The sequence below is a fragment of the Enterococcus sp. AZ063 genome, from assembly GCF_051715045.1.
Classification (GTDB): Bacteria; Bacillota; Bacilli; order Lactobacillales; family Enterococcaceae; genus Enterococcus_D; species Enterococcus_D casseliflavus.
In genome coordinates, this window is record NZ_JBIOTA010000001.1 from 2,402,948 (window position 1) to 2,428,510 (window position 25,563).

At 39.9% G+C, this 25,563-nt stretch carries 26 protein-coding genes and 1 tRNA gene; 4 read left to right on the top strand and 23 right to left on the bottom strand.

The genetic code is table 11. From position 1 onward, the window contains the following. Positions 1-33: 33 nt before the first annotated feature. The 14 genes from IGK61_RS11045 to IGK61_RS11110 form a co-directional block, all read right to left on the bottom strand. Positions 34-1,275, bottom strand: a complete 1,242-nt coding sequence (locus IGK61_RS11045; protein ID WP_074536753.1) for an ABC transporter ATP-binding protein — start codon at positions 1,273-1,275, stop codon at positions 34-36. Position 1,276: 1 nt separating this feature from the next. Beyond that, positions 1,277-2,077, bottom strand: coding sequence for an ABC transporter permease (locus tag IGK61_RS11050; protein WP_005229524.1), 801 nt, complete (start codon positions 2,075-2,077; stop codon positions 1,277-1,279). Between the two features lie 208 nt (positions 2,078-2,285). After that, the gene (locus IGK61_RS11055) at positions 2,286-3,452 is read right to left on the bottom strand and encodes a nucleotide sugar dehydrogenase (RefSeq protein WP_074536754.1); all 1,167 of its coding nucleotides are present in this window, start codon (positions 3,450-3,452) and stop codon (positions 2,286-2,288) included. Between the two features lie 16 nt (positions 3,453-3,468). Beyond that, positions 3,469-4,320, bottom strand: coding sequence for a dTDP-4-dehydrorhamnose reductase (gene rfbD / locus IGK61_RS11060; RefSeq protein ID WP_010749350.1), 852 nt, complete (start codon positions 4,318-4,320; stop codon positions 3,469-3,471). Positions 4,321-4,362: 42 nt separating this feature from the next. Next, a complete protein-coding gene (rfbB, locus tag IGK61_RS11065) occupies positions 4,363-5,391 on the bottom strand; it encodes a dTDP-glucose 4,6-dehydratase (protein ID WP_060792923.1) in 1,029 nt (342 codons plus the stop codon). 12 nt (positions 5,392-5,403) lie between these two features. After that, positions 5,404-5,976 (bottom strand): dTDP-4-dehydrorhamnose 3,5-epimerase, encoded by a 573-nt coding sequence (gene rfbC / locus IGK61_RS11070; RefSeq protein ID WP_060792922.1) that lies wholly within the window; start codon positions 5,974-5,976, stop codon positions 5,404-5,406. A 15-nt stretch (positions 5,977-5,991) separates the two neighbouring features. Further along, positions 5,992-6,858, bottom strand: a complete 867-nt coding sequence (gene rfbA, locus IGK61_RS11075) for a glucose-1-phosphate thymidylyltransferase RfbA (protein WP_016621264.1) — start codon at positions 6,856-6,858, stop codon at positions 5,992-5,994. A 106-nt stretch (positions 6,859-6,964) separates the two neighbouring features. Then, on the bottom strand, positions 6,965-7,669 hold the full coding sequence (locus IGK61_RS11080; protein WP_010749346.1) for a glycosyltransferase family 2 protein: 705 nt from the start codon (positions 7,667-7,669) through the stop codon (positions 6,965-6,967). Continuing rightward, on the bottom strand, positions 7,666-8,496 hold the full coding sequence (locus IGK61_RS11085) for a glycosyltransferase (protein WP_060792919.1): 831 nt from the start codon (positions 8,494-8,496) through the stop codon (positions 7,666-7,668). The genes IGK61_RS11080 and IGK61_RS11085 overlap by 4 nt, the downstream gene beginning before the upstream one ends. Continuing rightward, positions 8,496-9,284 (bottom strand): glycosyltransferase family 2 protein, encoded by a 789-nt coding sequence (locus IGK61_RS11090; RefSeq protein ID WP_005229506.1) that lies wholly within the window; start codon positions 9,282-9,284, stop codon positions 8,496-8,498. Before IGK61_RS11090 ends, IGK61_RS11085 begins: the two co-directional genes overlap by 1 nt. 268 nt (positions 9,285-9,552) lie before the next feature. Beyond that, positions 9,553-10,851, bottom strand: coding sequence for an asparagine--tRNA ligase (gene asnS, locus IGK61_RS11095; protein WP_074536755.1), 1,299 nt, complete (start codon positions 10,849-10,851; stop codon positions 9,553-9,555). A gap of 43 nt (positions 10,852-10,894) precedes the next feature. Then, positions 10,895-12,088 (bottom strand): pyridoxal phosphate-dependent aminotransferase, encoded by a 1,194-nt coding sequence (locus IGK61_RS11100; protein ID WP_005229502.1) that lies wholly within the window; start codon positions 12,086-12,088, stop codon positions 10,895-10,897. A 50-nt stretch (positions 12,089-12,138) separates the two neighbouring features. Continuing rightward, positions 12,139-12,639, bottom strand: a complete 501-nt coding sequence (locus IGK61_RS11105) for a cell wall elongation regulator TseB-like domain-containing protein (protein ID WP_010749344.1) — start codon at positions 12,637-12,639, stop codon at positions 12,139-12,141. A 48-nt stretch (positions 12,640-12,687) separates the two neighbouring features. Then, positions 12,688-15,444 (bottom strand): helicase C-terminal domain-containing protein, encoded by a 2,757-nt coding sequence (locus IGK61_RS11110; RefSeq protein WP_074536756.1) that lies wholly within the window; start codon positions 15,442-15,444, stop codon positions 12,688-12,690. A gap of 212 nt (positions 15,445-15,656) precedes the next feature. Here IGK61_RS11110 and IGK61_RS11115 point away from each other — a divergent pair, with 212 nt between their 5' ends. Beyond that, the gene (locus tag IGK61_RS11115; RefSeq protein WP_074536757.1) at positions 15,657-16,427 is read left to right on the top strand and encodes an SDR family oxidoreductase; all 771 of its coding nucleotides are present in this window, start codon (positions 15,657-15,659) and stop codon (positions 16,425-16,427) included. Positions 16,428-16,526: 99 nt separating this feature from the next. Here the strand turns inward: IGK61_RS11115 and IGK61_RS11120 are convergent, their stop codons facing one another. From IGK61_RS11120 to IGK61_RS11140, 5 genes are all read right to left on the bottom strand, one after another. Then, positions 16,527-17,159, bottom strand: a complete 633-nt coding sequence (locus IGK61_RS11120; RefSeq protein WP_074536758.1) for a YfbR-like 5'-deoxynucleotidase — start codon at positions 17,157-17,159, stop codon at positions 16,527-16,529. Between the two features lie 110 nt (positions 17,160-17,269). Then, positions 17,270-17,470 carry a cold-shock protein gene (locus tag IGK61_RS11125; protein WP_003126918.1) on the bottom strand — a complete coding sequence of 67 codons (201 nt, stop codon included), beginning with the start codon at positions 17,468-17,470 and terminating at the stop codon, positions 17,270-17,272. A 278-nt stretch (positions 17,471-17,748) separates the two neighbouring features. Continuing rightward, positions 17,749-18,873, bottom strand: coding sequence for a baeRF6 domain-containing protein (locus tag IGK61_RS11130; RefSeq protein ID WP_074536759.1), 1,125 nt, complete (start codon positions 18,871-18,873; stop codon positions 17,749-17,751). Positions 18,874-18,980: 107 nt separating this feature from the next. After that, positions 18,981-19,676 carry a ThuA domain-containing protein gene (locus IGK61_RS11135; RefSeq protein ID WP_074536760.1) on the bottom strand — a complete coding sequence of 232 codons (696 nt, stop codon included), beginning with the start codon at positions 19,674-19,676 and terminating at the stop codon, positions 18,981-18,983. Between the two features lie 96 nt (positions 19,677-19,772). Beyond that, complete coding sequence (locus IGK61_RS11140) at positions 19,773-20,705, bottom strand: DUF7916 family protein (RefSeq protein WP_074536761.1); 933 nt, start codon at positions 20,703-20,705, stop codon at positions 19,773-19,775. Positions 20,706-20,774: 69 nt separating this feature from the next. Between IGK61_RS11140 and IGK61_RS11145 the strand changes: the two genes are divergently transcribed. The 3 genes from IGK61_RS11145 (at position 20,775) to IGK61_RS11155 (ending at position 21,646) form a co-directional block, all read left to right on the top strand. Further along, positions 20,775-20,846 (top strand) — tRNA-Arg (locus IGK61_RS11145). A gap of 192 nt (positions 20,847-21,038) precedes the next feature. Next, positions 21,039-21,350 (top strand): hypothetical protein, encoded by a 312-nt coding sequence (locus IGK61_RS11150; RefSeq protein ID WP_438844827.1) that lies wholly within the window; start codon positions 21,039-21,041, stop codon positions 21,348-21,350. Positions 21,351-21,355: 5 nt separating this feature from the next. Then, positions 21,356-21,646 (top strand): DUF5960 family protein, encoded by a 291-nt coding sequence (locus IGK61_RS11155; RefSeq protein ID WP_438844828.1) that lies wholly within the window; start codon positions 21,356-21,358, stop codon positions 21,644-21,646. Positions 21,647-21,694: 48 nt separating this feature from the next. Here the strand turns inward: IGK61_RS11155 and IGK61_RS11160 are convergent, their stop codons facing one another. The 4 genes from IGK61_RS11160 to IGK61_RS11175 all read right to left on the bottom strand — a co-directional run bounded on the left by IGK61_RS11160 (position 21,695) and on the right by IGK61_RS11175 (position 25,515). After that, the gene (locus IGK61_RS11160; protein WP_438844829.1) at positions 21,695-22,642 is read right to left on the bottom strand and encodes a peptidoglycan recognition protein family protein; all 948 of its coding nucleotides are present in this window, start codon (positions 22,640-22,642) and stop codon (positions 21,695-21,697) included. 34 nt (positions 22,643-22,676) lie between these two features. Further along, complete coding sequence (locus tag IGK61_RS11165) at positions 22,677-23,012, bottom strand: phage holin, LLH family (protein WP_195957136.1); 336 nt, start codon at positions 23,010-23,012, stop codon at positions 22,677-22,679. Further along, positions 23,013-23,429 (bottom strand): hypothetical protein, encoded by a 417-nt coding sequence (locus IGK61_RS11170; protein ID WP_438844830.1) that lies wholly within the window; start codon positions 23,427-23,429, stop codon positions 23,013-23,015. It lies immediately after the preceding gene. A gap of 916 nt (positions 23,430-24,345) precedes the next feature. After that, positions 24,346-25,515, bottom strand: coding sequence for an O-antigen ligase family protein (locus IGK61_RS11175; protein ID WP_438844831.1), 1,170 nt, complete (start codon positions 25,513-25,515; stop codon positions 24,346-24,348). Positions 25,516-25,563: the final 48 nt, after the last annotated feature.

Genomic DNA, 25,563 nt, shown 5'->3' on the forward strand with positions numbered 1-25,563 from the left:
GACTCACCTTTTTCTATAAATAGATTTTTCTGATCACTTAAGCTTCTGCCAGCTTCCATTGCTTGTCAAAATACCGCTTGAGGCGATCCGCTCGCTTTTTGATCGATTTTTTCTTGGGGAAACGATTATTACGGGTGAATTTTCTTGATCTGAAAAAGCAAATGGTTCGTCCGCGGCGTTTCGAATTGATACGCCTAACCTTAATTTGCATTCATTGATATGATTTAACTCGCAAGCATATTTAAAAGTCTTTTTACCGATACCTTTTGTCATTTCATCATATGAATTGTCGTTGTACATCCAAATGTTGCGATCGATATCTGTCATTGAAAAAGCAATATACGTCTCCATATCTTTTAACACTTCATAAGAAATCAAAAACTCTACTCGTCGATTCTCATCGGTAAGCATTTCATCAGATAATAAATCTACTGTAAAGTTTCGAATTGTTTCCTCTTCTTTACTTTTTGTTTCAACTTCTTGTGGTTCTTCTATAACCTCTTCCTTTTCAATAACGGTGGAGGTCCCCGTCTGTGTAACATTGTCTAAAGAATATTGATTTGCTACATCATCTGGGGTCCCGATGATTTTTACTTCCCCTTTATCGATCATCAGTGCTTTATTACAGTATTTACGAACAGATTCCATTGAGTGAGTCACGAGGATAATGGTCTTGTTCTCATCTTTGGCCTTCATGAAATAGTCATTGCATTTTCTTTGGAACGCTTCATCCCCGACAGCCAATACTTCATCTAAGACTAAAATATCGCTTTTCGCTTGAATCGCTACAGAAAACGCAAGCCGAACCTGCATGCCGCTTGAATAATTCTTTAATTTTTGATTCATAAATTCAGTTAATTCCGCAAACTCAACGATATCGGAATACATTCCATCCACTTCTTTTTCGGAAAAACCAAGCATAGCGCCATTCAAATAGACATTCTCTCTCCCAGTTAATTCTGGATTGAATCCAACGCCTAACTCGATGAAGGAAACCAATTTTCCGTTCACTTCTACAGACCCTTTTTCAGGTGTATAAATTTGGGAGATAATTTTTAATAAGGTTGATTTTCCACTCCCATTTCTTCCGACAATTCCAAAGAAATCTCCTTTATTCACTTCAAACGAAATATCTCTTAGGACTTTTTGCTCATTGTATCCTTTGATTCCTTTAAAATAATTAACGATCGTTCTTTTTAAACTCGTTGTACTTTCTGTAGGAAGACGAAACGATTTTCCTATATGATCAACTTTCACTGCTATTTCATTATTCATATTAAATAATCTCCGCAAATTTTTTCGAATTTTTATTAAAAATCATGTAGCCAGCAACTAATACGATCCATGGCAAAACATATGGAATTGCGACGATCCAATTCGTATTTATTAATTGCCATACCGTAATATTGCTTGTACTTGTTAAGATATGCCGCATATCTTGAATAATTTGAGCCATTGGATTCATCATCAAAAGTTTGGCAATGTTCACGTCCATATTCATTACAAGTGTCAATGGGTAAATTAACGGTGTAAGGTAAAAACCCGCTTGAAGGACAACCTCCCAGATCGGTCCAATGTCCCGAAACCTAACATAGATTGTTGCCAAAATAAAAGACACGCCCAATGAAAAGGCATAGAGTTCAATCAGAAGCAGCGGTGCTAAAAAAGCATAGATTGAAATATCCGCTCCATTGATCATCGCAAATAAAAGAACGATCACAAGGCTGATTACTAGATTGATTAAGGCGTTGATCGATACAGCAATAACAATGATATGTGTAGGAAAGCTTAGTTTTCTAAGCAGATCGCCTCGTGTGACGATTGATGACATACCTAAATTTGTCGTTTCGCTAAAAAAGCTCCATAGAACGGTTCCCAAAAGTAACGCCACTTCAAAGTGAGGAACATCTTGTCCAAATTTAAGAAAACGTACAAAGACCACATACATGACAGTAAACAGCATCAAGGGCTTTAAAACAGACCAAACATAGCCCATAATACTTCCTTGATATCTTAGTTTAAAATCGGTTTTTACTAATTCTTTCAATAAAATTCTATTTTTACGCTCGAACATCATTTTCTCCTTTAAGGTTCCACTAATCTTTTTTACGGTAAACTTTTTAAAGCTATCCTTAAAAAGTATACTCGACATTCCCCTCTTTCTCAACCTCTACCAGATCATTTCAAAAATTGAGAAAAAAAATTAATGTTTCATTGACAGATTAAACGAAAAAAAGAAAGCCGCATTCAACGAACGAAATTTGGCCTCCTTTTTCTCAAAGTTTTTAGTCTCTTTCAAACAAATCTCTTGTGTATACTTTGTCTTCTACGTCATGCAGTACATCTTCCATACGATTTGCTACAATAACATCAGAGATCTTTTTAAACGTCTCAAAGTCATCAATAACTTCAGAGTTATAGAAGGAGTTCTCTTTTAAAGAAGGCTCGTATACTACTACGTTGATTCCATGGGCTTTGATCCGCTTCATAATTCCTTGAATGGAAGAATAGCGGAAATTATCAGAATGAGCTTTCATAGTCAATCGATAGATGCCCACAACTTTCGGTTGTCGATCAAGGATCTGCTCCGCGATGAAATCTTTGCGGGTCGTATTTGCTTCGACGATCGCTTGAATGATATTATTCGGAACCTTATCATAGTTAGCTAGGAGCTGCTTGGTATCTTTGGGCAGACAGTAGCCACCGTATCCAAAAGACGGATTGTTGTAGTGGGAGCCGATTCTAGGATCCAGCCCGACGCCTTCAATGATTTGTCGTGAATCAAGTCCCCTCACTTCCGCATAGGTATCTAATTCGTTGAAATATGCCACGCGCAGCGCCAGATACGTGTTAGAAAACAGTTTTATTGCTTCAGCTTCAGTCGGATTTGTTAAAAGCACGGGAATTTCATTTTCCCATGCATTTCGCTTGAACATCTCGGCGATCTCTTTCGCTCGCTCACTGCATTCTCCAACAACAATTCTCGAAGGATGCAAATTGTCGTATAAAGCTTTTCCCTCACGCAAAAATTCAGGTGAAAATAAAATGTTCTCTGTGTTAAAACGTGCTTTAAGATCTAATGTATACCCTACAGGAACTGTTGATTTAATAATAAACACAGCATCTGGACGCAACTCCAGCGCTTTTTCAATCACCGATTCTACAGTCGACGTATCAAAATAGTTTTTATGCTCATCGTAATCTGTAGGCGTCGCAATAATTAATACATCCCCAAAGTCAACAGCTTCATCAAAAGCTTTGGTGAAATGAACGGACAAGTCTGTCCGCTCCAAAAATTGGTGAATTTCTTTGTCTTCAAGAGGTGAGATTTTCTTTTGCAATTGATCGATTTTTTCATCCACAATATCATAAGCAAGTACTTCTTCTTTTTGCGCCAATAACAAAGCGTTTGCTAATCCTACATAACCTAAACCAAAAACGGAAACTTTCATCATGATCCCTCTTTTTCTAGTTTTCTTCTTTCTCTAAAGATGCAGTCATATCAGCCAATGCTTCTTCCCAAGTAGGAATAACAAAACCGGTATTCTTTGCTTTTGTAAGATCCAACACCGAGTATTGTGGTCGTTTTGCTTTTTGCGGATATTCTGCTGAAGTGACAGGTGCAACCTCAACATCCGTTTCTTTCAGAATTTCTTTGGCAAATTCGTACCATGAACAGCTATTGTCATTTGATAGATGGTAGATCCCATAGTCTGCATTGTTTTCGATAATATAGACCATAAATTCAGCTAATGTTCGGGTCCATGTTGGACGGCCATATTGATCATCTACGACGGTTAAGCGCGGGTGCGTTTGCGCTAAACGTTTCATTGTATATACAAAATTATGTCCATATTTACCAAAAACCCATGAAGTTCGGATAATGAAGTATTCATCTAAAAGATCTTTCACTGCTTGTTCACCCAACAATTTTGTACGACCGTATTCATTTTGAGGATTCGGCTTATCTGTTTCTTTGTAGACCCCCTCTTTTTTCGTTCCATCGAACACATAATCAGTACTGATGTAAACAAACTTTGCTCCTACCGCTTTCGCCGCTTTCGCCACGTTTTCCGTCCCGTTGACATTGATTTTCTCATCAAGTTCCTTGCCTTCATCTTCCGCCTTATCTACTGCTGTGTATGCAGCACAATGATAAATAACGGTCGGTTTTAATTCTTGAATAAAAGCAAGAGTTGCTTTTTCGTCCGTAATATCCATTTCCTGGGCATCCGTTGAGACATATTTTAATCCTTTTTCATCTAATAGATGTCGCAGCTCCGTGCCCAGCTGCCCATTTCCGCCTGTCAGTAAAATCATATTTCTCATCCCTTCAAAAAAAGCAGGTTTCCCTGCTTTTATTTATTGTCCATTCGCAGCATAATTTTTCTCTACCGCTTCTTTTTCTGTCTTCCACCATTCTTCGTTGTTGCGATACCACTCAATCGTATCGGCTAAGCCATCTCGGAAATTGGTGAATTCCGGTTGCCAGCCCAATTCTTCTTTCAATTTTGTCGAATCAATTGCATAGCGTAAATCATGACCTGGTCGATCATTTACGTGCTCATACGCGTCTTTGGGCTGATCCATTAGTTCTAAAATCAGTTCAATTACTGCTTTATTATCCTCTTCACCATCGGCACCGATGAGATACGTTTCACCCATTTGTCCCTTTGTTAAAATCGTCCACACAGCTGATGAATGATCATTTGTATGAATCCAGTCACGGACATTTTTCCCGTCACCGTACAATTTCGGCTTGATGCCGCTCAAAATATTGGTAATTTGTCGAGGAATAAATTTCTCAATGTGTTGATAAGGTCCATAATTATTAGAACAATTGGAGATCGTCGCTTGGAGACCGAATGAGCGCACCCAAGCTTTTACCAAAAGATCGGAACCAGCTTTTGTTGAAGAGTAAGGACTTGATGGGTTATACGGCGTTTTGTCCGTGAATTTTTCTCCCGCTCCTTCGCCATGTCCCGGAAGATCTTCTCTCAAAGGAAGATCGCCATATACTTCATCGGTTGAAACATGATGGTATCTTACATTATACTTTCGGCATGCTTCTATCAGCGTATACGTTCCAATAATGTTGGTTTGAACAAACGGAAAAGGATCTTTCAACGAGTTGTCATTATGAGATTCTGCAGCATAATGAACGACAGCGTCTGTATCCTGAACCAATCTATCTACCAGCTCCTGATCAGCAATGTCGCCGACAACTAATTCGAAGCGATTCTTTGGAAGACCATTAAGATTGTTCTTATTTCCCGCATAGGTCAGCTTATCTAAAACTGTTACAAAAACATCAGGATGATTATTGATCACATAATGAACAAAGTTAGAGCCGATAAATCCTGCTCCACCGGTTACAATAATTTTTTTCATCACTTTCACTCCTTATACTTCACCATAGACAAATGTATTTTCTATTTCAAATTCTTTCAGTGTTGGATGTTTTTTATCTTTTTCTGATAGAATCGCTTTTTTCACATCTATAGGCCAAGTAATCGCCAAATCGGGATCATCAAATGCAATGCCGCCATCAGCTTCAGCATTATAATAGTTGTCACACTTATACAAGAAGTTCACATTTGGGGTCAGTGTCATAAACCCGTGAGCAAATCCGCGAGGTACTAATAACTGACGATGGTTGTGTTCGGTTAACAAGTACCCTTCCCACTCTCCATAGGTCGGGCTGCCTTTACGAATATCTACGATAACATCAAGTACCGCACCAGTCACCACACGAATCAATTTTGTCTGTGCTGCTTCACCTTTTTGAAAATGCAGGCCTCTTAACACACCTGCTTCAGCAGATAATGAGTGGTTATCTTGAACAAAATCAAAGTCAATTCCTTGTGCTGAAAATTTTTCTTTTGAATAGCTTTCAGTAAAAAAACCTCGATGATCGCCGTAAACGTCCATCTCTATTAATTTTACATCTGTCAATTTTGTTTCTATAACTTTCATCAAAGCGTCTCCTCTTTATTCAGCAGCTAGTCGTAATAAATATTGACCATACTGATTTTTTTTCAATGGCTCAGCTAAAGCAACCAACTGCTCTCTTGTGATATAGCCCATTCGGAATGATATTTCTTCCAAACACGCAACTTTCAAGTTTTGCCGTTTTTCAATCGTTTCAATAAAAGTAGATGCCTCAAGCAATGTTTCATGTGTTCCTGTATCAAGCCAAGCGAAACCTCTTCCCATGACTTCAACAGAAAGTTTATTTTTTTCTAGATAAACTTTATTGATATCGGTAATTTCTAATTCTCCACGCGCAGACGGTTTGATATTCTTGGCTATTTCGACTACTTCGTTATCATAGAAATACAGACCTGTTACAGCATAATTTGATTTCGGCTTCTCAGGTTTTTCTTCAATAGACAAGGCGTGCATATCGTCATCAAACTCCACTACACCAAATCGTTCAGGATCATTTACATGATAGCCAAAAACAGTTGCACCTGATTCTTTTGCAGCAGCTCGTTGAAGCATTTTTGATAGACCGCCGCCATAATAAATATTGTCTCCTAGGACTAAACAAACACTATCAGTGCCGATAAACTCTTCCCCAATAATGAATGCTTGAGCGAGGCCGTCAGGACTTGGCTGTACTGCATAGTCAATTTGCAGTCCTAAGTCTTTGCCATCGCCAAATAACTCTTGAAAGCGAGGAGTATCTTGAGGAGTGGAAATAATTAAAATTTCTTTGATCCCCGCCAACATCAATGTAGACATTGGGTAAAAAATCATTGGTTTGTCATAAATAGGCATCAATTGTTTAGAAGTTGCTTTTGTTAATGGATAAAGGCGTGTTCCTGAACCGCCTGCTAAAATAATCCCTTTCATTCATTACGCTCCTTAAATAATTTACTTGTATTTCTCACCACAGCATTATCTCATTTCTAGAAAGCTTTGTCATTCAATTCAAAGTTTTGAAATGAAAATGTAACTTTTATTTATCAAATACCTTTCTCATGAACAGGCTTCTTATTAAACCCCAGCGCCACACGAATTGCTGGCCAAATGAAGCGGATGTTTTGATTTCACTGGCATTTTTTTCATGTCTTCGATACAACGTTAACTGCTTATCAATAAGTTCGATACGGTTGCCTGCCATTGCACCGATCCACATATCATGCATTGGAATTGCTTGCGGAAACGGAAGAATAGCTGGCTTCAACTCTCTTCGAAAAGCCATGCCTGCTCCGATGTATTTATTTTTAAGCACATTTCGTAAAAATCCGACTTTTACATTCCGATAGTCAAAATAGGAGGGTTCAATCACTTCAAGCTGCTCATCGACAATTCTCAAATCAGAAATGACTACCTGTGTCTCTTTTTTTTCATCAAATTTTGCTTTTGTATCAGCAACTTTATCGGGAAGCCACACATCGTCTTGGTCGGCCAAAAAAATCAGATCGCCTGAAGCCTGCTTAATTGCGTGTTCAAAATTCTTGATAATGCCTTTTTGCGGTCCTTCCAAAAGTTTGATTCGGGGATCTGCGCGATAAGAATCGAGGATATTTCTTGTCTTGTCAGTAGAGAAGTCATCCGAAATAATCAGCTCATCATCAGGTGCAAGTTGAATTAGAATGCTGTCCAGCTGTTCTTGAAGATACTTTTCTCCGTTATAAGTGGCTACACATACTGATATCATAAATGATCCTTCCTAAATGACAAGTATTCTTTCCATGTTCTTCGACTGAATCGGCACATTTTGGGTGAAAGTGCTTGTTTTATTGTTCGAAAAAAAAGCTGTTTTTCATGTTCCTTTTTCTTTTCTTTATCGAAATCCCTATAGAATTTCGATTCACTGGTAAGAATCTGCTCATATCTTTCCCTAGTCATCGTTTTATAATGCATGACTGAAAGATCATGATTCAGCTTTTGGTTTGCGATCAAAAACCGAAAGCCTTCTTGATGTAAGCGAAGAAAAAGCCAATGATCTAAAAAATCCAGCGGAAAAGCATCATTGAATCCGCCGATTTTTTTTATAGCCGCGAGAGTGACTGCGGTGCCGGAATTGATTGCCATAATCCGCTGTTTTTGCTCACCGATAGCAGGATATGCCAGATTTCGATTGATGTAACGATCAGCTAAGACCGGTGATACCTGTGTTGTGCCACTGTAAATCAGCGGCACAACAGCACCTATTTCAGTTCCGATCGTCTCAGTCATAAGAAAGTTTAGGTAGGCTTTTGTCAGCTCCGTATCTTGATCCAAGAGAAGCAGCAAATCAAAATCGCCGCTAGACGCAGACTTAAACCCTTTATTGTATGCTTTGGAGAGGCCGGGATTGGCTGGATCATGGAAATAGGTCACTAATGGATGCTGAAAAAAAGGCTCATCATGACTTTGTGGACTGTTATCATAAACCAGCAATTGGATTTGCTGGTTCTTCACCGCTTTTTCCAAAAGCGGTGAAGCCGACGCTTCTTGCCAGCTTCTTTCATACATTACGATCGTCACAAATAAACGGTTCATCAAAACAGCCTCCAACCCCATTTATTAAAAAATTTCATCATCGAATGCATAAACACCAAAAAGAGTTTTGCACTTCTATGAGCTCCTTTACCGTATAAGTGCACGACTTTTTCAAAGGGCGTATACAAAATGCGGTACCCCGCTTTTTCATATCTCAAACACAAATCATTGTCTTCAAAATACATAAAGAACTGTTCGTCAAAGCCGCCGATTTCTTTAAAGCGAGCGATTTCTACCAACATAAAACAACCAGAGCCCATTCGGATATAACTGGTTTGATCTTGTGGAAGGTCACGGCACTCATAAGCAGACAGTCTTTTTTTAAATACTTTTTTTACCCAATGAAACGGAATAAATCGCAAGAAATAATCGAATACAGCTAATCGTTTTCTTACTAAATACTGAATAGAGCCATCTTCGTTCAAAACCTGAGGAACTACGACAGCTGCTTCATTCTCTTGAATTCTTTTTAATAATCCTTCAATTGATTCTTTCGTGACAAGAATATCAGGATTGCAAATAAATCCGTATTCTTGCGTTGCATTCATTAATAATTGATTGTGTCCATGACCAAATCCAAGATTTTCATTGGCTGAGATGACAGTGACAAATGGATAATCTTGCATTTTAGCAATGTATTCTGCTTTCGAATTATTATCAAATATTTTCACTTCAAAGCGTGGATCCTCTCCTATCTCTTTCTCCAGATGATCCAATGTTTTGAATATATCACGACTATTATGTGTCACAATACTGATGATTATTTTATTCGTTTTTCTATTATCCATAGTGTATTGTCCTTAATGTTATAAAATGAGAGATACTAGTCAATTTGTTATTATATCACATCCCCGCGCGTAAAAAAAGCACACTCGAGCAAGCAAAGCGATTTCTTCTATTCAGTCCCAGCCGCCCGTTGGATTGCTGCTTGCTTCTTTTCTGAAGTAATCCCTCATCATCAAGAGCAGATAAAAACACCAGCCCCGCTAGAGACTTTCTAGCAAGGGATGGTGTGATGAGTGAATCGTTTACGCTTTCGCACAAAATCTTTTTAAATTAAGGATAAATCCGATTCAACAACCGTGGAAACGGAATGGATTCTCTTACGTGCTCGATTCCTGATAACCAGGTAACGGTCCGTTCTAATCCAAGACCAAAGCCGGTGTGAGGAACTGAGCCGTACTTGCGTAGATCTAAATACCATGAATATTCATTTTCATCCAAGCCGTGGGCGCGGATTTGTTCTAGCAGGTATTCATGATCGATGGCACGTTCAGAACCGCCTATGATCTCGCCATAGCCTTCTGGTGCGATCATATCGGCACAGATCACGACATCTTCTCTCGTTGGATGTGGCTTCATATAGAAAGGTTTGATGGCTTTTGGATAGTTTAAGATAAAGACGGGCTGATCGAATGAATTGGCAATAAAGGTCTCATGTGGTGAGCCAAAGTCATCGCCCCATTGAATATCATCAAAGCCGTTCTTTTGTAATAATGCCACTGCATCATCGTAAGAGATTCGTGGGAATGGTAATTTGGTGTATTTTTTCAAGACTTCACGGTCACGGCCTAAGACGTCTAATGCATAGTCACAGTTATCGAGCACATTTTGCACTAAGAATGCCACGTACTGCTCTTGGACTTCCAAGCTTTCTTCTTGGTGCATAAAGGCCATTTCTGGTTCAATCATCCAAAATTCAATCAAGTGACGACGTGTCTTTGATTTTTCGGCACGGAAAGTTGGTCCAAAAGAAAAGACTTTGCCAAACGCCATAGCGGCAGCTTCCATGTACAATTGACCAGACTGAGACAAATATGCTTTTTGATCGAAATAGTTGGTTTCGAATAAATCAGTCGTTCCTTCTGGTGCTGATCCGGTTAGGATCGGTGGATCGATTTTGATGAAGCCATTCTTGTTGAAAAATTCATACGTTGCCCGAATGATTTCGTTTCGGATTTGCATGATGGCGTGTTGTTTTGAGGAACGCAACCATAAATGACGATGGTCCATCAAGAAATCTGTTCCGTGTTCTTTTGGTGTGATTGGGTAATCATGGCTTTCCCCAACAACCTCTAAACCAGAGATACCAATTTCATAGCCGAATTTTGAGCGGCAGTCTTCTCTGATTTCCCCAGTGACCAGTACGGCAGTTTCCTGATTTAGATTTTTCGCTAATTGGAAAACTTCTTCCCCTACTTCACTTTTTACAACGATTCCTTGAAAATACGCTGTTCCGTCACGAAGTTGTAAAAAGGCGATCTTGCCGCTAGAACGTTTGTTAGCAACCCATGCTCCGATTTGAACGGTTTCGCCAACGTGTTTTTTTGCATCTAAAATTTGAATAGATTCCACTTGATTCTCTCCTATCTAATTAATAAAGGCACCATAGAGCATTTTAAGCTTTTTGGCGTTTCTTTTCAACAAAATCATGGATTCGTTTGGTAGCTTCCGCTAACGTGTCCCAATCAGTTGCATAGCTGATGCGTAAATAATCTGGTGTACCAAAACCAGCACCAGTCACTACTGCCACGTGGGCTTCCATCAGCAAGGCCTCCACGAAGGCATCAATGGTTTGATAGCCGCACATCGTCATGGCTTCTTTGACATTTGGGAACAAGTAAAACGCGCCTTGGGGTTTCGTCACCTGAAAACCAGGAATAGCGGCAATTAGCGGATATAGTTTGTTCAAGCGCTCTTCGAAGGCCTGACGCATCACTTCGATCGATTCTTGATTCCCAGTCAGTGCCTCAACTGCTGCGTATTGGCTAGCAGCCGGCGGGTTGCTAGTAGCTTGGGAAGCGATATCGATCATCGCTTTGATGATTTTTGCATCGCCGACAGCAAATCCGATCCGCCACCCAGTCATAGAATAGGTTTTAGAAACGCCATTGATCACGATGGTTTGTTTGCGGATCTCTTCTGATAAGCTTGCGATCGATGTAAAGGTATTGCCGTTATAAACCAAACGACCATAGATATCATCGGCAATGATCCAAATATTATTTTCCACTGCCCAGTTGCCGATTGCCGTTAACGCTTCTTTTGAGTAAATCGCCCCTGTAGGGTTGGCAGGCGAGTTTAAAATGATGGCTTTCGTTTTCTCTGTACGAGCAGCTTCTAATTGAGCCACGGAAACTTTAAAATCGGCTTCTTGCTTGGCTTCAACAAACACAGGTGTCCCTTGCGCTAAACGGACTTGTTCCGCATAGCTGACCCAATAAGGCACTGGAATGAGTACTTCATCCTCTTCATCAAGGAGCGCTTGAAACAGCGTATAAAGGGCAAACTTCGCGCCATCTGTCACGATCACTTGGTTTGAATCATAGTCAGCACCATAAAACTCTTTCATATAAGCAAGAATCGCCTGTTTTAACTCAGGAATCCCCGCAGTTGCTGTGTAAAAACTAGCCTTGCCGCTCTCAATCGCTGCGATCGCTGCTTGGCGAATGTTTTTCGGGGTAATAAAGTCGGGTTCACCGACAGTTAGACTTAATACGTCTACACCTTGGTCCGCTAACGCTTTTGCCTTAGCAGATGCCGCTAACGTTGCGGAGGGTTCCAATTTTTCTGCTCTTTTTGAAAGTACCATGTTTATCATCCTTTCTACGATCCAAAATTCATTCTATCATAAGCGTCTTCCTATAGTTCAGTGATCGCTTTGATTTCTTCGCCATCTTTGAAACCAATCAAATAATAGTTCAAACGACCATCGCCATCTTTCGTCATGACTTCCCAAGTTGGCTCGCCTTCAAAAATACCCAATGCGGCCTTTTGGATTTCCTGACCTTGATGATTGTCGCGAACAAATGCCTTAGCTTGTGCTTCCGTCAGCCCATCCGCTTGATTAAAAACAGAAACCTTCTCACCGCTTTTTGGGATGATCACAACGATCTCATTGTTATTCGTATCCTTTCCAACAATGCTAAAGGAGGTTTCCTCACGGGTAAACCAATAAAATTGTTCGACCTCTGCTAAATCGGTGTATCTTTCTGCTATTTCGATTGCTTCGTTTCTTGCTTGTCGCATTGGACGAGAAGAACGGAGATAGAAAATAGAAGCGAAGAGAATAACGACCAATAAGACTGTGATCGCACTCAGCAAAATAACCACACGCCGATGTTCTTTGTCTTTTGTTTTCACACTTCGTACTCCAATCTTAAATAAAATCCATTATATCAGATGTTCAACTCATTTTTCAAAATCGGCTGCTGCTTTTTCCTCTTGCGCAAAAAAATGTTGGATGTCTTCGGCGATCTCAGTTGGACTTGCTTCAATCAGAGGTAAGTTTTTGGGTAAGCCTTTGACCATTCGTTTGCCATACTTTGTCGATAGCAAGCGTCGATCAAGGACGACCATCACGCCGGTATCCTCCTCGGAACGGATCAAGCGCCCCAATGCTTGGCGCAGCCGTAAAATCGCTTTAGGTAAGGCATCTTCTTTAAAAGAATCAATGCCTTCTGCTTCCAAAAAGGCGTGCCGTGCTTGGACCATGGGTTGTTTAGGGTTCTCAAAAGGCAATCGGGTCACCACAGCGATCTTCAGTGCCTGTCCTGGTAAATCGACCCCTTCCCAAAAACTGCTAGTCCCTAATAAGATACCATTTTCCGCTAATAAAAATTTCTTTAAGATTTTCTCACGGGTTCCGCCAGTCCCTTGAGCAACGATTTCTCTGCCATAATGCAGGGCTTTTTTATTCAATCGATCATAGACATTTTTCAAAGTCTCGTGTGCCGTAAACAACACAAGCGCTGGTTGCGGATTGTCAAACAAAATCGGGACCAACGCTTCGACTAAATAATCCGCGTATTCGGCAGCTGATGCTTGTTGGACCGAGAGACCTTTTTTGATTACATACAGTCGCGTTTGCTTGCTGTAATCATAAAAGGCAGGAATCGTTTTGACTGGCACATCCGTCAAGCCGATCTGATGGGCAAAATATTCTTTGTTGCCTGGGATCTTCAATGTCCCCCCTAGATAAATGATGTGCTGATAGCGTTGGTACCATGTGCTCTCCACGATCGAATGTCCTTCTAGATCAGCTAACTCAATCAAAGCATTTCCTGACTGGGGATGCTTTTTCAGCCAATGAACGTAACGAGGATGCCACCAAGTCAACCACGCGGTCACTGTTTGTTCCTGTGCGTCCATTTGACTAAAGAAATCAAATAAACGGGCAATCACGATCCGTTGTCTTGCATACCACCGATCATTGGTCAACTCGAATCGCTGACGCAGCTGCTTTTGAATCTCATTGATTTCCTGATAATAGAGGCTCAATTTTTGATGTAGCTTGTCCTGCTCTAATGACCCATCATAGAGGTCACGATGCTGAACGACTTGTAATTCTGGGGCATCGATAGATAAGGTGCGAAAATACTGTTCTTGTGTTTCGACCAAAACCGACAATGCATTTCGATACAACGAGAACATGCGTTGCAAAAAATCGTCCTCGGTAATGATCTGGGCAATTTCTTCAAATAGTCCTTCTTCATTCAGCTGTAAAAACTGCCGCTTGAAATGAGCAGAGTCAAAGACATGTTGACTAAAGCCTTCTGCTTGCTGCGGCAACTGTTGGGCTTCATCGATCAACAAATAATCACTCGTTGGCAACAGTGGCTGCGCCCGTCGGTTTTCCTGCATTAAAAAGGCATGATTGACGATCAAAACATTGCTTTGCGACATCCGCCGATATAAATGTCGAACAAAATCTTGTTCATAGAAGGGTTGATCTTTGGCTAAAAAGTCGACCCCGCGATGGCGAATGTCGGCAAATAAAGGATGATCAAGACGAACTAAATTCAATTCATCAAAGTCACCTGTTTCTGTTTTGGTCAGCCAGACTAAGATCCCCATTTGATATTGGGCGTATTGCTTCTGTTCTACCGGTTGATCCAGCGTCGCTTTAAAACGCTGCAAATCAATGTAATGACGATGACTTTTGACCAAAACTGCTTGCAAAGGCTGCTGCAGTACTTGGTTTACCAAAGGAATGTCTTTGTTGATGATCTGATTTTGTAAAAGAATCGATGAGGTGCTAACGATCAATGGATTTTCTGGCGTCGCTAAATAAGCGGCTGGAAACAAGTAACCGATGGTTTTTCCCATCCCCGTTTCTGCTTCAATAATCAAATTTTTCTCTGATTGGGTGTAATGCGTATACACCGCATTCATCAAACGTGCTTGTTGTTTCCGATAGATCAAGTGCTCGCCAAAGCGCTGTTCTTTTTCCGTTTTTACTTTCGGATACGTTTCTTGAAAATGCGTGGCTTCAAAAAGCGGAACAGTTTTTTTTCGCAGGACGACGCCGTCGATCACTTCGAAATCTTCCGCCAACTCTGGTCCTTTTTCTTTCAAAATTCCGTGAATATACTCACTCGTTTGCATCCCCATCTGACCGCTTAAAAGCGCAATCTGTTTAAGAGTCGTCCGTGGTAGCTGTCGCATGATTGCTTCAATGTATAAAAATAATGCTGCGGTCACTTCTGCATCACTATCGGCTTGATGCGGGTTGTCATGACGAAAGCCGATGCTGTCTGCCAGATCACCTAAGCGAAAGCTGCTTTCTGTCGGCAAAAACACTTGCGCCAATTCCACCGTATCGATCCCTGGAATCGATAAAGGCGGCAGACCGCAACGAACAAATTCATTGCTTAAAAAATGATAGTCAAAATAAATGTTATGCGCCACAAAAATCGTATTGCTGAGTAAGTTGTAGATCGTGTCAGCTATGTCTTCGAAATAAGGCGCTTTGCTTACTTGCTGGTTTGTGATGTGTGTCAATCGTTGAATTTGCTTAGAAATTCTGCGGTCAGGGTTGATATCTGCGGCAAAACGATTAATGATCTTGCCATCTTGGACTAAGACGCAGCCAAATTGAATAATTCGATCAATCGTCGAATCGGTTCCTGTTGTTTCAAGATCCACCACAGCGTATATGGGTTTCATTGTATTCCTCCTTGCACACTGTCTGCATTATACTACAAAATCAATGGCGATTACATCTGTTTTCCCATCGGATACGAGGGTTCGCAGGAAGAAGAACCTTACTATCTAGTATCCGTATTTATCAGCTAAAGGAATTTGTCACTCGTCGCTGATCGCTTTTTTCGACAAAAAAAGGGATCTTTTTTATAATTTACTATAAGGAGGCGAAAAAAATGAATGATTTCAAAAACAAACGAGTGATTGTAACGGGGGCTGCTTCAGGGATTGGAAAAGCGGTGGCAGAACAATTTCTAGCCCAGGGTGCTCTTGTTGGGTTGATTGATCGCAACGAGGAGGAGCTGCAGGAGTTTCTTGCTGACTATGACGCACAAGCCCACTATCGTGCCATTGACGTCACTGAAGCAGAGAAGCTGCAAGAAGCGATGAGTGGTCTTGTGGAAGAACTAGGCGGTCTCGATGTACTCCACGTCAATGCCGGCATCAACGGTACTTGGACACCGATCGAAGAATTGACGGTGGCAGAATGGGACCAGACGATCAACACAAATTTACGCAGTACCTTTATTACCGTCAAAGCTGCGATCCCATTTATGAAAGCAAACGGCGGCAGCATTGTCATTACGAGTTCGGTCAATGGAAACCGCATCTTCAGCAATTTTGGTGCGACTGCTTACAGTACATCTAAGGCAGGTCAAGTCGCCTTTACAAAAATGGCTGCGCTGGAACTTTCTGGTTATAATATTCGGGTCAATGCTATCTGCCCTGGGGCGATCGCAACGAATATCGATGCCAGCACAGAAATTGAAGAAGAGGTTGCTCGCGTTGAGATCCCCGTCAAATATCCAGATCGTTCTCGACCATTAAAACAAGAAACAGGCGTGCCAGAACAAGTCGCCAACCTTGTGCTTTTTCTATCTTCAGAGGCTGCGGGCAATATTTCTGGAACGGAAGTCTATATTGATGGAGCGGAATCTTTGCTTTAATACAACAAAAAAACGAAAAATCAAACCTGATCCCCTCACTTGTTTCAAGTAAAACCTGTGAGATGGATCATTTCTTGATTTTTCGTTTTTTCTTTTTGTTTATTTTTCCACCAAAGCTGCGATTTCTTCTAGAAAAGCAGTCTTGCCATAAAAATCTGCATTCAATAACTCGGGAAAAATGGCTTCAAAGAAATAGGTCACACATGGACGATGCTGAAACGCTTTGACCGTCAAAACCGCTTCACGAAACATTTCTTTGAACACTTTGTCGGGGTTGCTTTTTGAGATCTCTTCAAAAGATTCATACAAAAGATCGATCTTATCCGCAATTGCCAAAAGTTGTCCTTCAAGCCTGTTGTCTTTGCCATCCGCCAAGCGTCTGCGATACGTCGTTTGAAAGCTTTGGGGGATTTCTTCTTCGATGAAGGCATCGGTCATTTTTTCTTCAACGGTTGATAACATCGCCCGCAATTCTTTGTTTGCATATTTGACTGGCGTTTTGATGTCGCCGATGAAACGTTCCGTGTAATCATGGTTCAAGGCTTTTTCATAAAGAATTTGCCAATTGACTTGATTTCCTGCTTGTTCTTCGATATCGGCTAAGGTCTGGGCAATCATGGTTACTCGAAACGAATGAGCGGCCACGCTGTGCTCGGTAAACTTAAAAAATCCAGGTGCGCGTTGGATTTTTTCTAAATTAGCCAATCCAAGAATAAATTCATTCAATCCCATCAGTCTGCCTCCTTTTTTTCTAAGAGTATAACAACTACTTTCTCCGCAAGCAAATATCACGCGCACAAAAAAAAAGAGCAGCTAAGCTGCTCTTAAAAGGCATTCACAAATTACGCTTTGTTAACGTTAGTCGCTTGAGGGCCACGTTGTCCGTCTTCGATATCGAAAGTCACTGCTTGACCTTCTTCTAAAGTTTTGAAGCCTTCGCCTTGGATAGCTGAGAAATGAACGAATACATCGTTACCGTTTTCTGCAGTGATGAATCCAAAACCTTTGTCTGAGTTAAACCATTTAACTGTACCTGTTTCCATAATAAAAATCCTCCTTGTGTTTATACACATATTTTGCAATTACTTGTATAAGGTGAAAATGTGGAAGATGTTTAAGATGAAACAAGCTACCATAATTTACCGTAACAAAAACTACACTTTGTATTATAGCACATTATCTTCTTTATGACTAATAGAAAATCAAAAAAAATGAAAACGCCTTTATTTTTTTATGATTCGCAAAAAGACTGCTGCACTAAAGATCTGCAACAGTCTTTTCTTTTTTGGAAACGATTTATTTACGAAGGACACAACTGCGTTTAGTAGCGCAAAATCGCAGTCAAACTTTTTTCTCCTGGGGCATCTTTTTGTTCCAAAATAGATACCTCGCCGCCGTTTTCTAAAACATCGATTGCCAGCGTATTTAACACTTGGCGACGATCGTATTCCGTGTCAGGATCTTCTCCAAACCCATCAGCGAGATTGGAAGTCGCTACAAACAGATTGGCGATCCTGCCTTCTTTAGCTGCAGGTACGATATCAACCAATTGGTCAATAAATTTCCGATCCAACAGCTTGCCGTATTCCCCAACTTCTTTTTGTGTCAACTCCACAATCAGCTTTTGCGTACACGTTTGGATCTCTTTCAAAGATAATGATGCTGGTGAAGAGGAAATGCTTGGTTCTGCTTTGAAAAAGTTCGTTTTTGCCACTTTTTTAAACAGCGTTTGATTTTCTGGTAAAGCAAAAAGATACATTGGTAAATGCTCTTCGTTTGAAAAGTCATTCTTAAAAAATGCATCAACTGCTTGATAGTAGTTGACGTGATCGATCTCGACTTCTTCATCTTTGGCACTAAAGCCGTGATAAGCGACGCCTTCTCCTCCTGAGTTAGGGCCACCTTGGGCACTGTAATTAAAGTTGCCGCCGCCAGTGATTTCTTCCCCCAGCGCTTTTTCGATCGTTGTCGGTGCCTCTTCTGGCAACTCGACTTCACGCACTTGATTGTTTTCAACTTGATAGACTTGCATTGAATCGCGATTCAACGCTAAGAGATAAAATGGGTAATTAAATTGTGCGTTTTTGATGACAGCTAATACATACGGGGTTTCCCCTACGTAATATTGATCATCCACACGAATACTTAACCGATGAACTAGTACATCTTCTGGTGTGATAATCACCGCCACACTCGTTGTACTGTTACGCCAAAATGATTGATCTGCAAGCAGTTCATCAATTTTCGTTTGAAAAAGATCCCAAGAATGTTCTGGGTATTTCTTTTCAAAGCGGCGCTTCGCATCTTTGGCAAAGTTCTTAAATTTGATTTGATCCTTTTCGACATTCTGGTGGCCGACATGCGTATTGAGCATGATCGTGACAAATGGTCCTTTGATTCCGTCAGATATTACCTGCGATAAAAAACTTTTTCCAAATTTTCCCATTCCACATTACCTCCTGCTTAATCAAATACAAATAAAGTGTACCATGCTTATTTTCTTCCATAAAGTAAAACGATTGCACGCGTTTATTTCCTCATTCGTTTTTCTGATTACTCACTATACTGGCTATTTTTCAGCGGATCAGCCAAGGTATTTCTGGTGGCCCATAGAAAGCCTCGTTTGGTCCAAGTCTGAATGGTAGGCTCTTCTAGCTCTTTTAGACTGTGTCCAACGGATTGGAAAAAGACTCTGCCCTTGCCCCATTTTTTGATCCACATCATTGGCAGTATGACTTCTTGGTTAGCTGCATTCGGATGATCTTTAGCGGCAAATGTTGAGGTAGCTAACACAGTGACGGCTGGATCAACCAGACAATAGTATTGCTCCGTCGTCAACTGAGGGATCGATTGCGTATTTGCCGTAATATAGTGATCTGTCGTAAGATCGATGCTATAGGTCGTTTCCAATCCACCAGGATGTGCCAAAAAACAGCCGCCAGTCAGAAACAACCAGCCTTTACTGGCTTGAAAAGCCGAGGCAAAGCCGCCATGAACGCCTGCTAATCCTAACCCTTCTGCTACAGCCTGAGTGACATTTTGCAGCGGCTCATCAGGCAATTCTCCTCGCGTCCAATTCATGATCAACAGATCCAGCCTTTTTAATTCTTCTTTATGATAGAGAGGTTCAAAATCTGAGGCGAGTGTCACCTGATATCCTTCTGACTCCAGCAACGTTTGGTAAAACTGACTGGTTTCTTTTGGGGCGTGTCCTTCCCAACCTCCGTAAATGATCAATGCTTGTTTCATTTTGTGTTTCCTCCTTTCTTTCTAACTTAGCGAAAAAAATGCAAAAAGCGAAGCAGAACGATTCTCCGTTTTCCTTCGCTAGTAATTTTTTCTGATTTAACGGTTGATTGAACGCCCGACACGATTGATCGTATGGCGCATGCCTCTAATTGCAACTGATGTTTCGAAAATATTTTCGGTCGGTGCCATGCCGCCATAGCCAGCATCACCGATATGCTGCAGATCGACCCCACAAGTTTTGTTGATAATGGCTAATTGTCGCAACGTTTCTGGACGCGCGCTCTCTTGACTCGTTCCGATCGCTGACATCGTCAATAAGTCATATTGTTTGGCAATTTGAACAGCTTCGATCAGATCCTTTTCTAGAAAGCCTTGAATCGAGCCCACGGAAGGCAGTAACAAAATATCTGCCCCAGCTTCAGCGTAAGAAATGATGGCTTCTCGATCAACCACAGGTTCATCTGAGCCGGCACTGTGCATTTTTCCAGCGATGATCAAACCAGAGAAATGTTCTTTTGCCAATTTTACTGCTTTAGCGATTTCTCGGTTGGTCACACCCGTTCCAGGATTGCCTGTAAAGCAGAGAAAGTCCACCCCGAGTTCTTGGGCTTTTTTGATGGTGTCCACCGAACTTGTTCGGCCTTGACTGATGCTGATCTTTTCACTCATCATTTCCGTCGTAGCTGGGATCGGCTCAAGATTGATGCCGACAGGTCGTCCAATCAGTTGTTTTAGTTGAGGAATCGGATTTTCAATGGGCTGTGTAGGATCAAGCAGCTGCTCCAATGTGATACCAGGCATCCCAAAAATAGCTGGACGATAACAATCAAAGCCATTCAACAAAATCAAGTCAGCCCCAAAAGCTGCCGCGACTTCTGCGTTGGTGATGTCGCCAGCTTGCGGCATGGTTTGAACCACCGTTTCACAGACGATCACTCGTCCTTCGCTCGCTTTAATGGATTGTTTCAATTCTTGCGCCGACATTTCTTTGATTTCACTATAGTTTGCACTTATCAATCGTTTGACCATGTTTTTCTTCCTTTCTTTTCCTTCTCATCTTGCGAGAAACACGAATAACAGGTAAAATATAGCTATTGTGTTCCCTTAGTTAAATGGATATAACAAGTCCCTCCTAAGGATTAGTTGCTGGTTCGATTCCGGCAGGGAACGTTTAATATATACTTAAATCCCTTATATTATAAGGGATATTTTTATTTCGTGCCAAACATGTGCCAAATATTTTTATTTTGTATCGAATACCATCCATATAATAGTAGTAATCTAATTATACACAAAAATATATGTAAGGATAATTATTTCTGATACAATAAAGATATAAAAATTAATGAAAAGAGGAGTATCATGGAAAGCAAGGGTCAACGCATCGTCACTTGTCCAAATTGTGGAAGCAATAAAGTGAAAGTGACAACAGCAGGCGCAACGGGTTGTGCTGGTTTCGGAATGGGTTTTCTTTTAATCTGTACAGGCATTTGGATACCAGTCATTGGGTGGTTTGTAGTAATTCCACTTGGAGGAATTATAATGTTAGCTTCACTTATTGCTCCTTTGTTCGCCAAAAATGCTTCGGTGACATGTCAAGAGTGCAACCATAAATTTAGCATCAGTAAAGAAAAGATGAAAGAATACAATAGATCAATTTCTGGAAAAGGATGATCAACATGCAAATACCACTTGCAGATAAACGGACGTATGCACTAGAAAGATACTATTACGAGTTCATTCAACGAATGGGACCAGCACATTTTTTTTACGATCAATTCGTGCAAACTATGGAAAACTTCGGTAAGCCTTATTTCACCGTTCCCTCAAGCTACAGCGGCTATCCAGAGGAAATAGCGTTTGTCTTCAAAATCGAAGGCGAAAACTATATTTTTGATCATGTTAGGACACAAGACAAAATATTACGTAAATATGATCCAAGCATTAATTATAAGCCCGGTGGAAATTAGAGCAACAAAAAAGCCCTCCTACTCAACTAAGAGTAAGAGGGTATTTGTTTACCAAGGAAGCTTGTTGTTGTTCAATGCTCGTTGTAATGCTTTGACCATGTCAGATGTTGAGCTGATAATGCCGTCTTGTGTGGTACCCAATCGTTTCTGCAATGCTTTGATTGTTGCTTGACCGAGCAACCCATCTTGCGTAACGCCCAATGTTTTTTGCAACGCTTTGATTACGTTAGACCCTTTTAGAGTCTTATCAAATTGTGCAGCATAAACATTTTGATTGTACTTTTGCTTATACTGGTGGCTGATAACACCATCTTGAGTGGTCCCAAAATATTGCTGCAGCCGTCTTGCTGTAGCTGGACCAAACTTGCCATCTACTGACAAGGTAATATAACTTGGCTTAGTAGCTGGCGTACTTGGTTTTGCAGATGGCGTACTAGGTTTAGCTGCTGAATTAGAACCGTTAGTCTTGCCAAATACCGCATCCTTGAAACGTTCTAGCTCACTCGGTTTGGCTACCCATGGAGCTGGGCAGTTCTTGCCAGTAACATCATAATGGCGCCAAATCTTGTTTCGAGCGACATTTGGATATTTTGCAATCAATTCTTTGACAGCTTTAACGGTGTTCTGGAATGTTTTTTCAGTGATATTTCCATTTCTATCCAAGCACATCTCCACGCCAATAGCCCCATAATTAGCATTGCCGATTTGCGAATACAAAGGTTTGTAGATAGATCCATCAGAATTGTATCTAACCGTATCGTTTGCATGGTAAGCGACTTCGTCTAACGGAATGATACAAATAGCTTCATTGTCATCTACAAACAAATGAGCGGAAGCATAAACGCCATTCAGATTGTTGAAGTAGTCTTTGTGATTTCGGGCAGTACCGCCATTGTTAGCCGTGTAATGCATGATAATTCCTTTGATACCATAGTTCTTGATTCCTGGACGAGAAAACTTGTTGATTCTGATATATTCGTATTTGATGAAACTCATTTATATCATCCTTTCTAAATTAAAAAAGAGCGGCTTATTCAGCCACTCCTTGGTCAACGCCATCTTTCATCCCTTTTACTGCTGATTCGATTAATAGATTCAGCTCGTCTTCAGTGAACTTGATCCCGTTCTTGTTAAACAAGTCTACTAACTGAGCCTTGGCTTCTTGCAACTTAGCATCTCCATTTGCTTCTGCGTATACTTGCTGAACTGCTGATACAACGATCGCCACATAGTTTTTCTTGCTTTCCAACTGAGCTAAGACACCTTTCTTCTTCAAGTACTCTGAACCCTTTTGGCCAATAAATGCTGCCACCAAACCAACCACAACAATCAACAAGTTTAACAATGCTTCTTGTAATGCTTCCATCTAAATTCCACCTTTCAATTGTATCTTCAGCATTTCGTTTTCTTCTTCTAACTCATCACACTTAGTTTCCAACTTTTCAATTTGCAACAAATAACCTTGCTCTTTTTCGGCAAATGTATGCTCAATTGTATCAAGTTTGATTTTCAACTTATTGAATTCATCTTGCAGAGTAAAAACTTGTAGACGTGTTTTTTCATACTCTTCTTTTAGTGTGATATTCTCTTTAAGTTGCGCATCGTATAAAGTCTTCCAACCAGCATAGACATCATCTTTGTTTTCAATCTCAGCCTTCTTATTCTCTAGTTCACCTTTTCGAACCACACTTCGGAAGTCTATTCTATTCGCAATAGTCGTTCCTATAATACCGATCACCCCTGTTAAAACAGGCAACCAACTATCCAACCAACTATCCTTCATTCCAAAACCTCCCTAACTGCGATACCTAGGGCAATCCAAGCATACCCAAAGGTTAAGATCCCCACTGTATTAGGAGGGCCATTGAAGAAGAAAGAAGTACTGAATACTAGCCATAGTCCGACAAGAAGCGAAAGACTAACTCTTTTAATTACTCGATTATTTGTAAACACACCAAACAACTTCATTGCGCCAAGAATCATGAAAGAGCTGCTGATTATACGCTGATCAAATATTTCATTTAACGTCTCATACATTTCATAACTAATTAATATTTCTGGGTTCTTAAACAGAATCAAACCGTAGCAGAAACTCACTACGGCTAGTCCGATGCTATACCACTTCAGAATCACAATCCTTGCAAATCTAAGCCACAAACTTCTGGTTTTATCCCACATATGCCACCTACTTCCCTAAAATATAATCCACAACACGATTAGCCAAAAAAGCGGACAACCAAAATAAGAGCAAGCCTAAACAGCCTACTCTCATGACATTATGACGTTTCATTATTCTCCTTTCCGCAAGTTAAAAGAGACCAACCGAAGTTAGTCTCTAGCTTTCATTGATACTTTCATTTACCGCGCCTTATGGTTCAATGAGCGCTTAAAATTTCTGGTACATCAACAAGCATTTTGCTAGCCAACTGTTACGTTAGCACTTCCCTTTATTTAGCAATCAATAGTATAATTATTGAAAAAGGAAGTGGGGAAAATGAAAACTTTTTTAATATTAATTTTAACTTCTATTATATTGGGCATAATAACTTACTTATTGAATCTTGACTTTTTCGATAGAGCTTGGAATTTTTACAAAAGCCTACTCGAAAGTGATCCTACTTCTGAGGAAGACGATGACGATGACTATCCTCCGAAAGACAGTTGGTAACGTATTAACCGTTCCAAATATGTGAACGAATTTATGCAATTTTCGTAATACTCTCGTTTGATTTTTGTCTTTCGTTCCTTATCAGTTCTTTAATAAAAAATAAAGTCAAGGCAGTCCAAATGATTGATGATGAATTAAAATAAAATATTTCAAACATAGCATGTACTACTACGGATAAATAAGCTAATAAAGCAGCAATTATCCGTCTATTATACATAAAAACTCTTAAATTCAAAAAACTAAACAAAGGCTTTATAAGGATAAACATATATATTAACCCAAATAATATACCTAAATCTCTAAAAGATTTTAATACTAAATTATGAGGATCAAAATTCGTAATAACGCCAATACCAAATGGGTTATCCTTAATTTGTTGAATTGCCATACTCCAGAGAATGTTTCTACCTGCTGTGTTACCGCTTGTTAATGCATATTTTACACCGTTAATTAATTCCATTCCTAACGTTGAGTTGTTTAAAAAATACCAAACCGAAACTCCCATTGTACTTAATATTATTATTGATTTTGTCTTCTTTAGATTTCTATTGAAAAGAAGTAAAATCATATATACTATCAGAGAAATAGCGATTGAAAGAAATGCGGCTCTGGACAAGGTAATGAATATTCCTATAAAACTAATGACAGAAAAAATGATCCATTTCTTTTCACGAGCAATTATTTCATACAAAAAAACAAATGAAAGATAAATAGAAATATAGTTAGAGTTCCCTAATAGTGTAGATGCTTGTTCTTTTATAGCATAAAACCCCACCAAAGAAGTATCTGAGTTAATAAATCCATTAAAAAATAACTGAATAGCCAAACTAAGCATAAAAACCCTATTGCCTATAATATACCCTTTAATATAATTACCTTTATATTGAGTAGCTAAAAAGTATGTCATTAATCCCACTAATATACTTAACGCTCCTGGAATCGTTGATATCCCATACTCTGACCAATAGAAAATCGATAAAGAGTATAAAAAGCAAGTATACCATATAAACAAAATATTAATATCGTTTTTTTCGATTTTAAAACTATTATCGTGAGTTGATACTGCTTTTAAAAAAACCATTAAATATCCAATTACTAATGCAATTTCAGAATATTGAAGGTTATAACTACTCGAACCAAAAGGAATTTGAAATATTGTACCTAAGCTTAGCGAAAACATAATTAATATAATAAATCTCATTGAGATAACCCCCATTATAAAACAATATCATTTATAATGGGATTTATC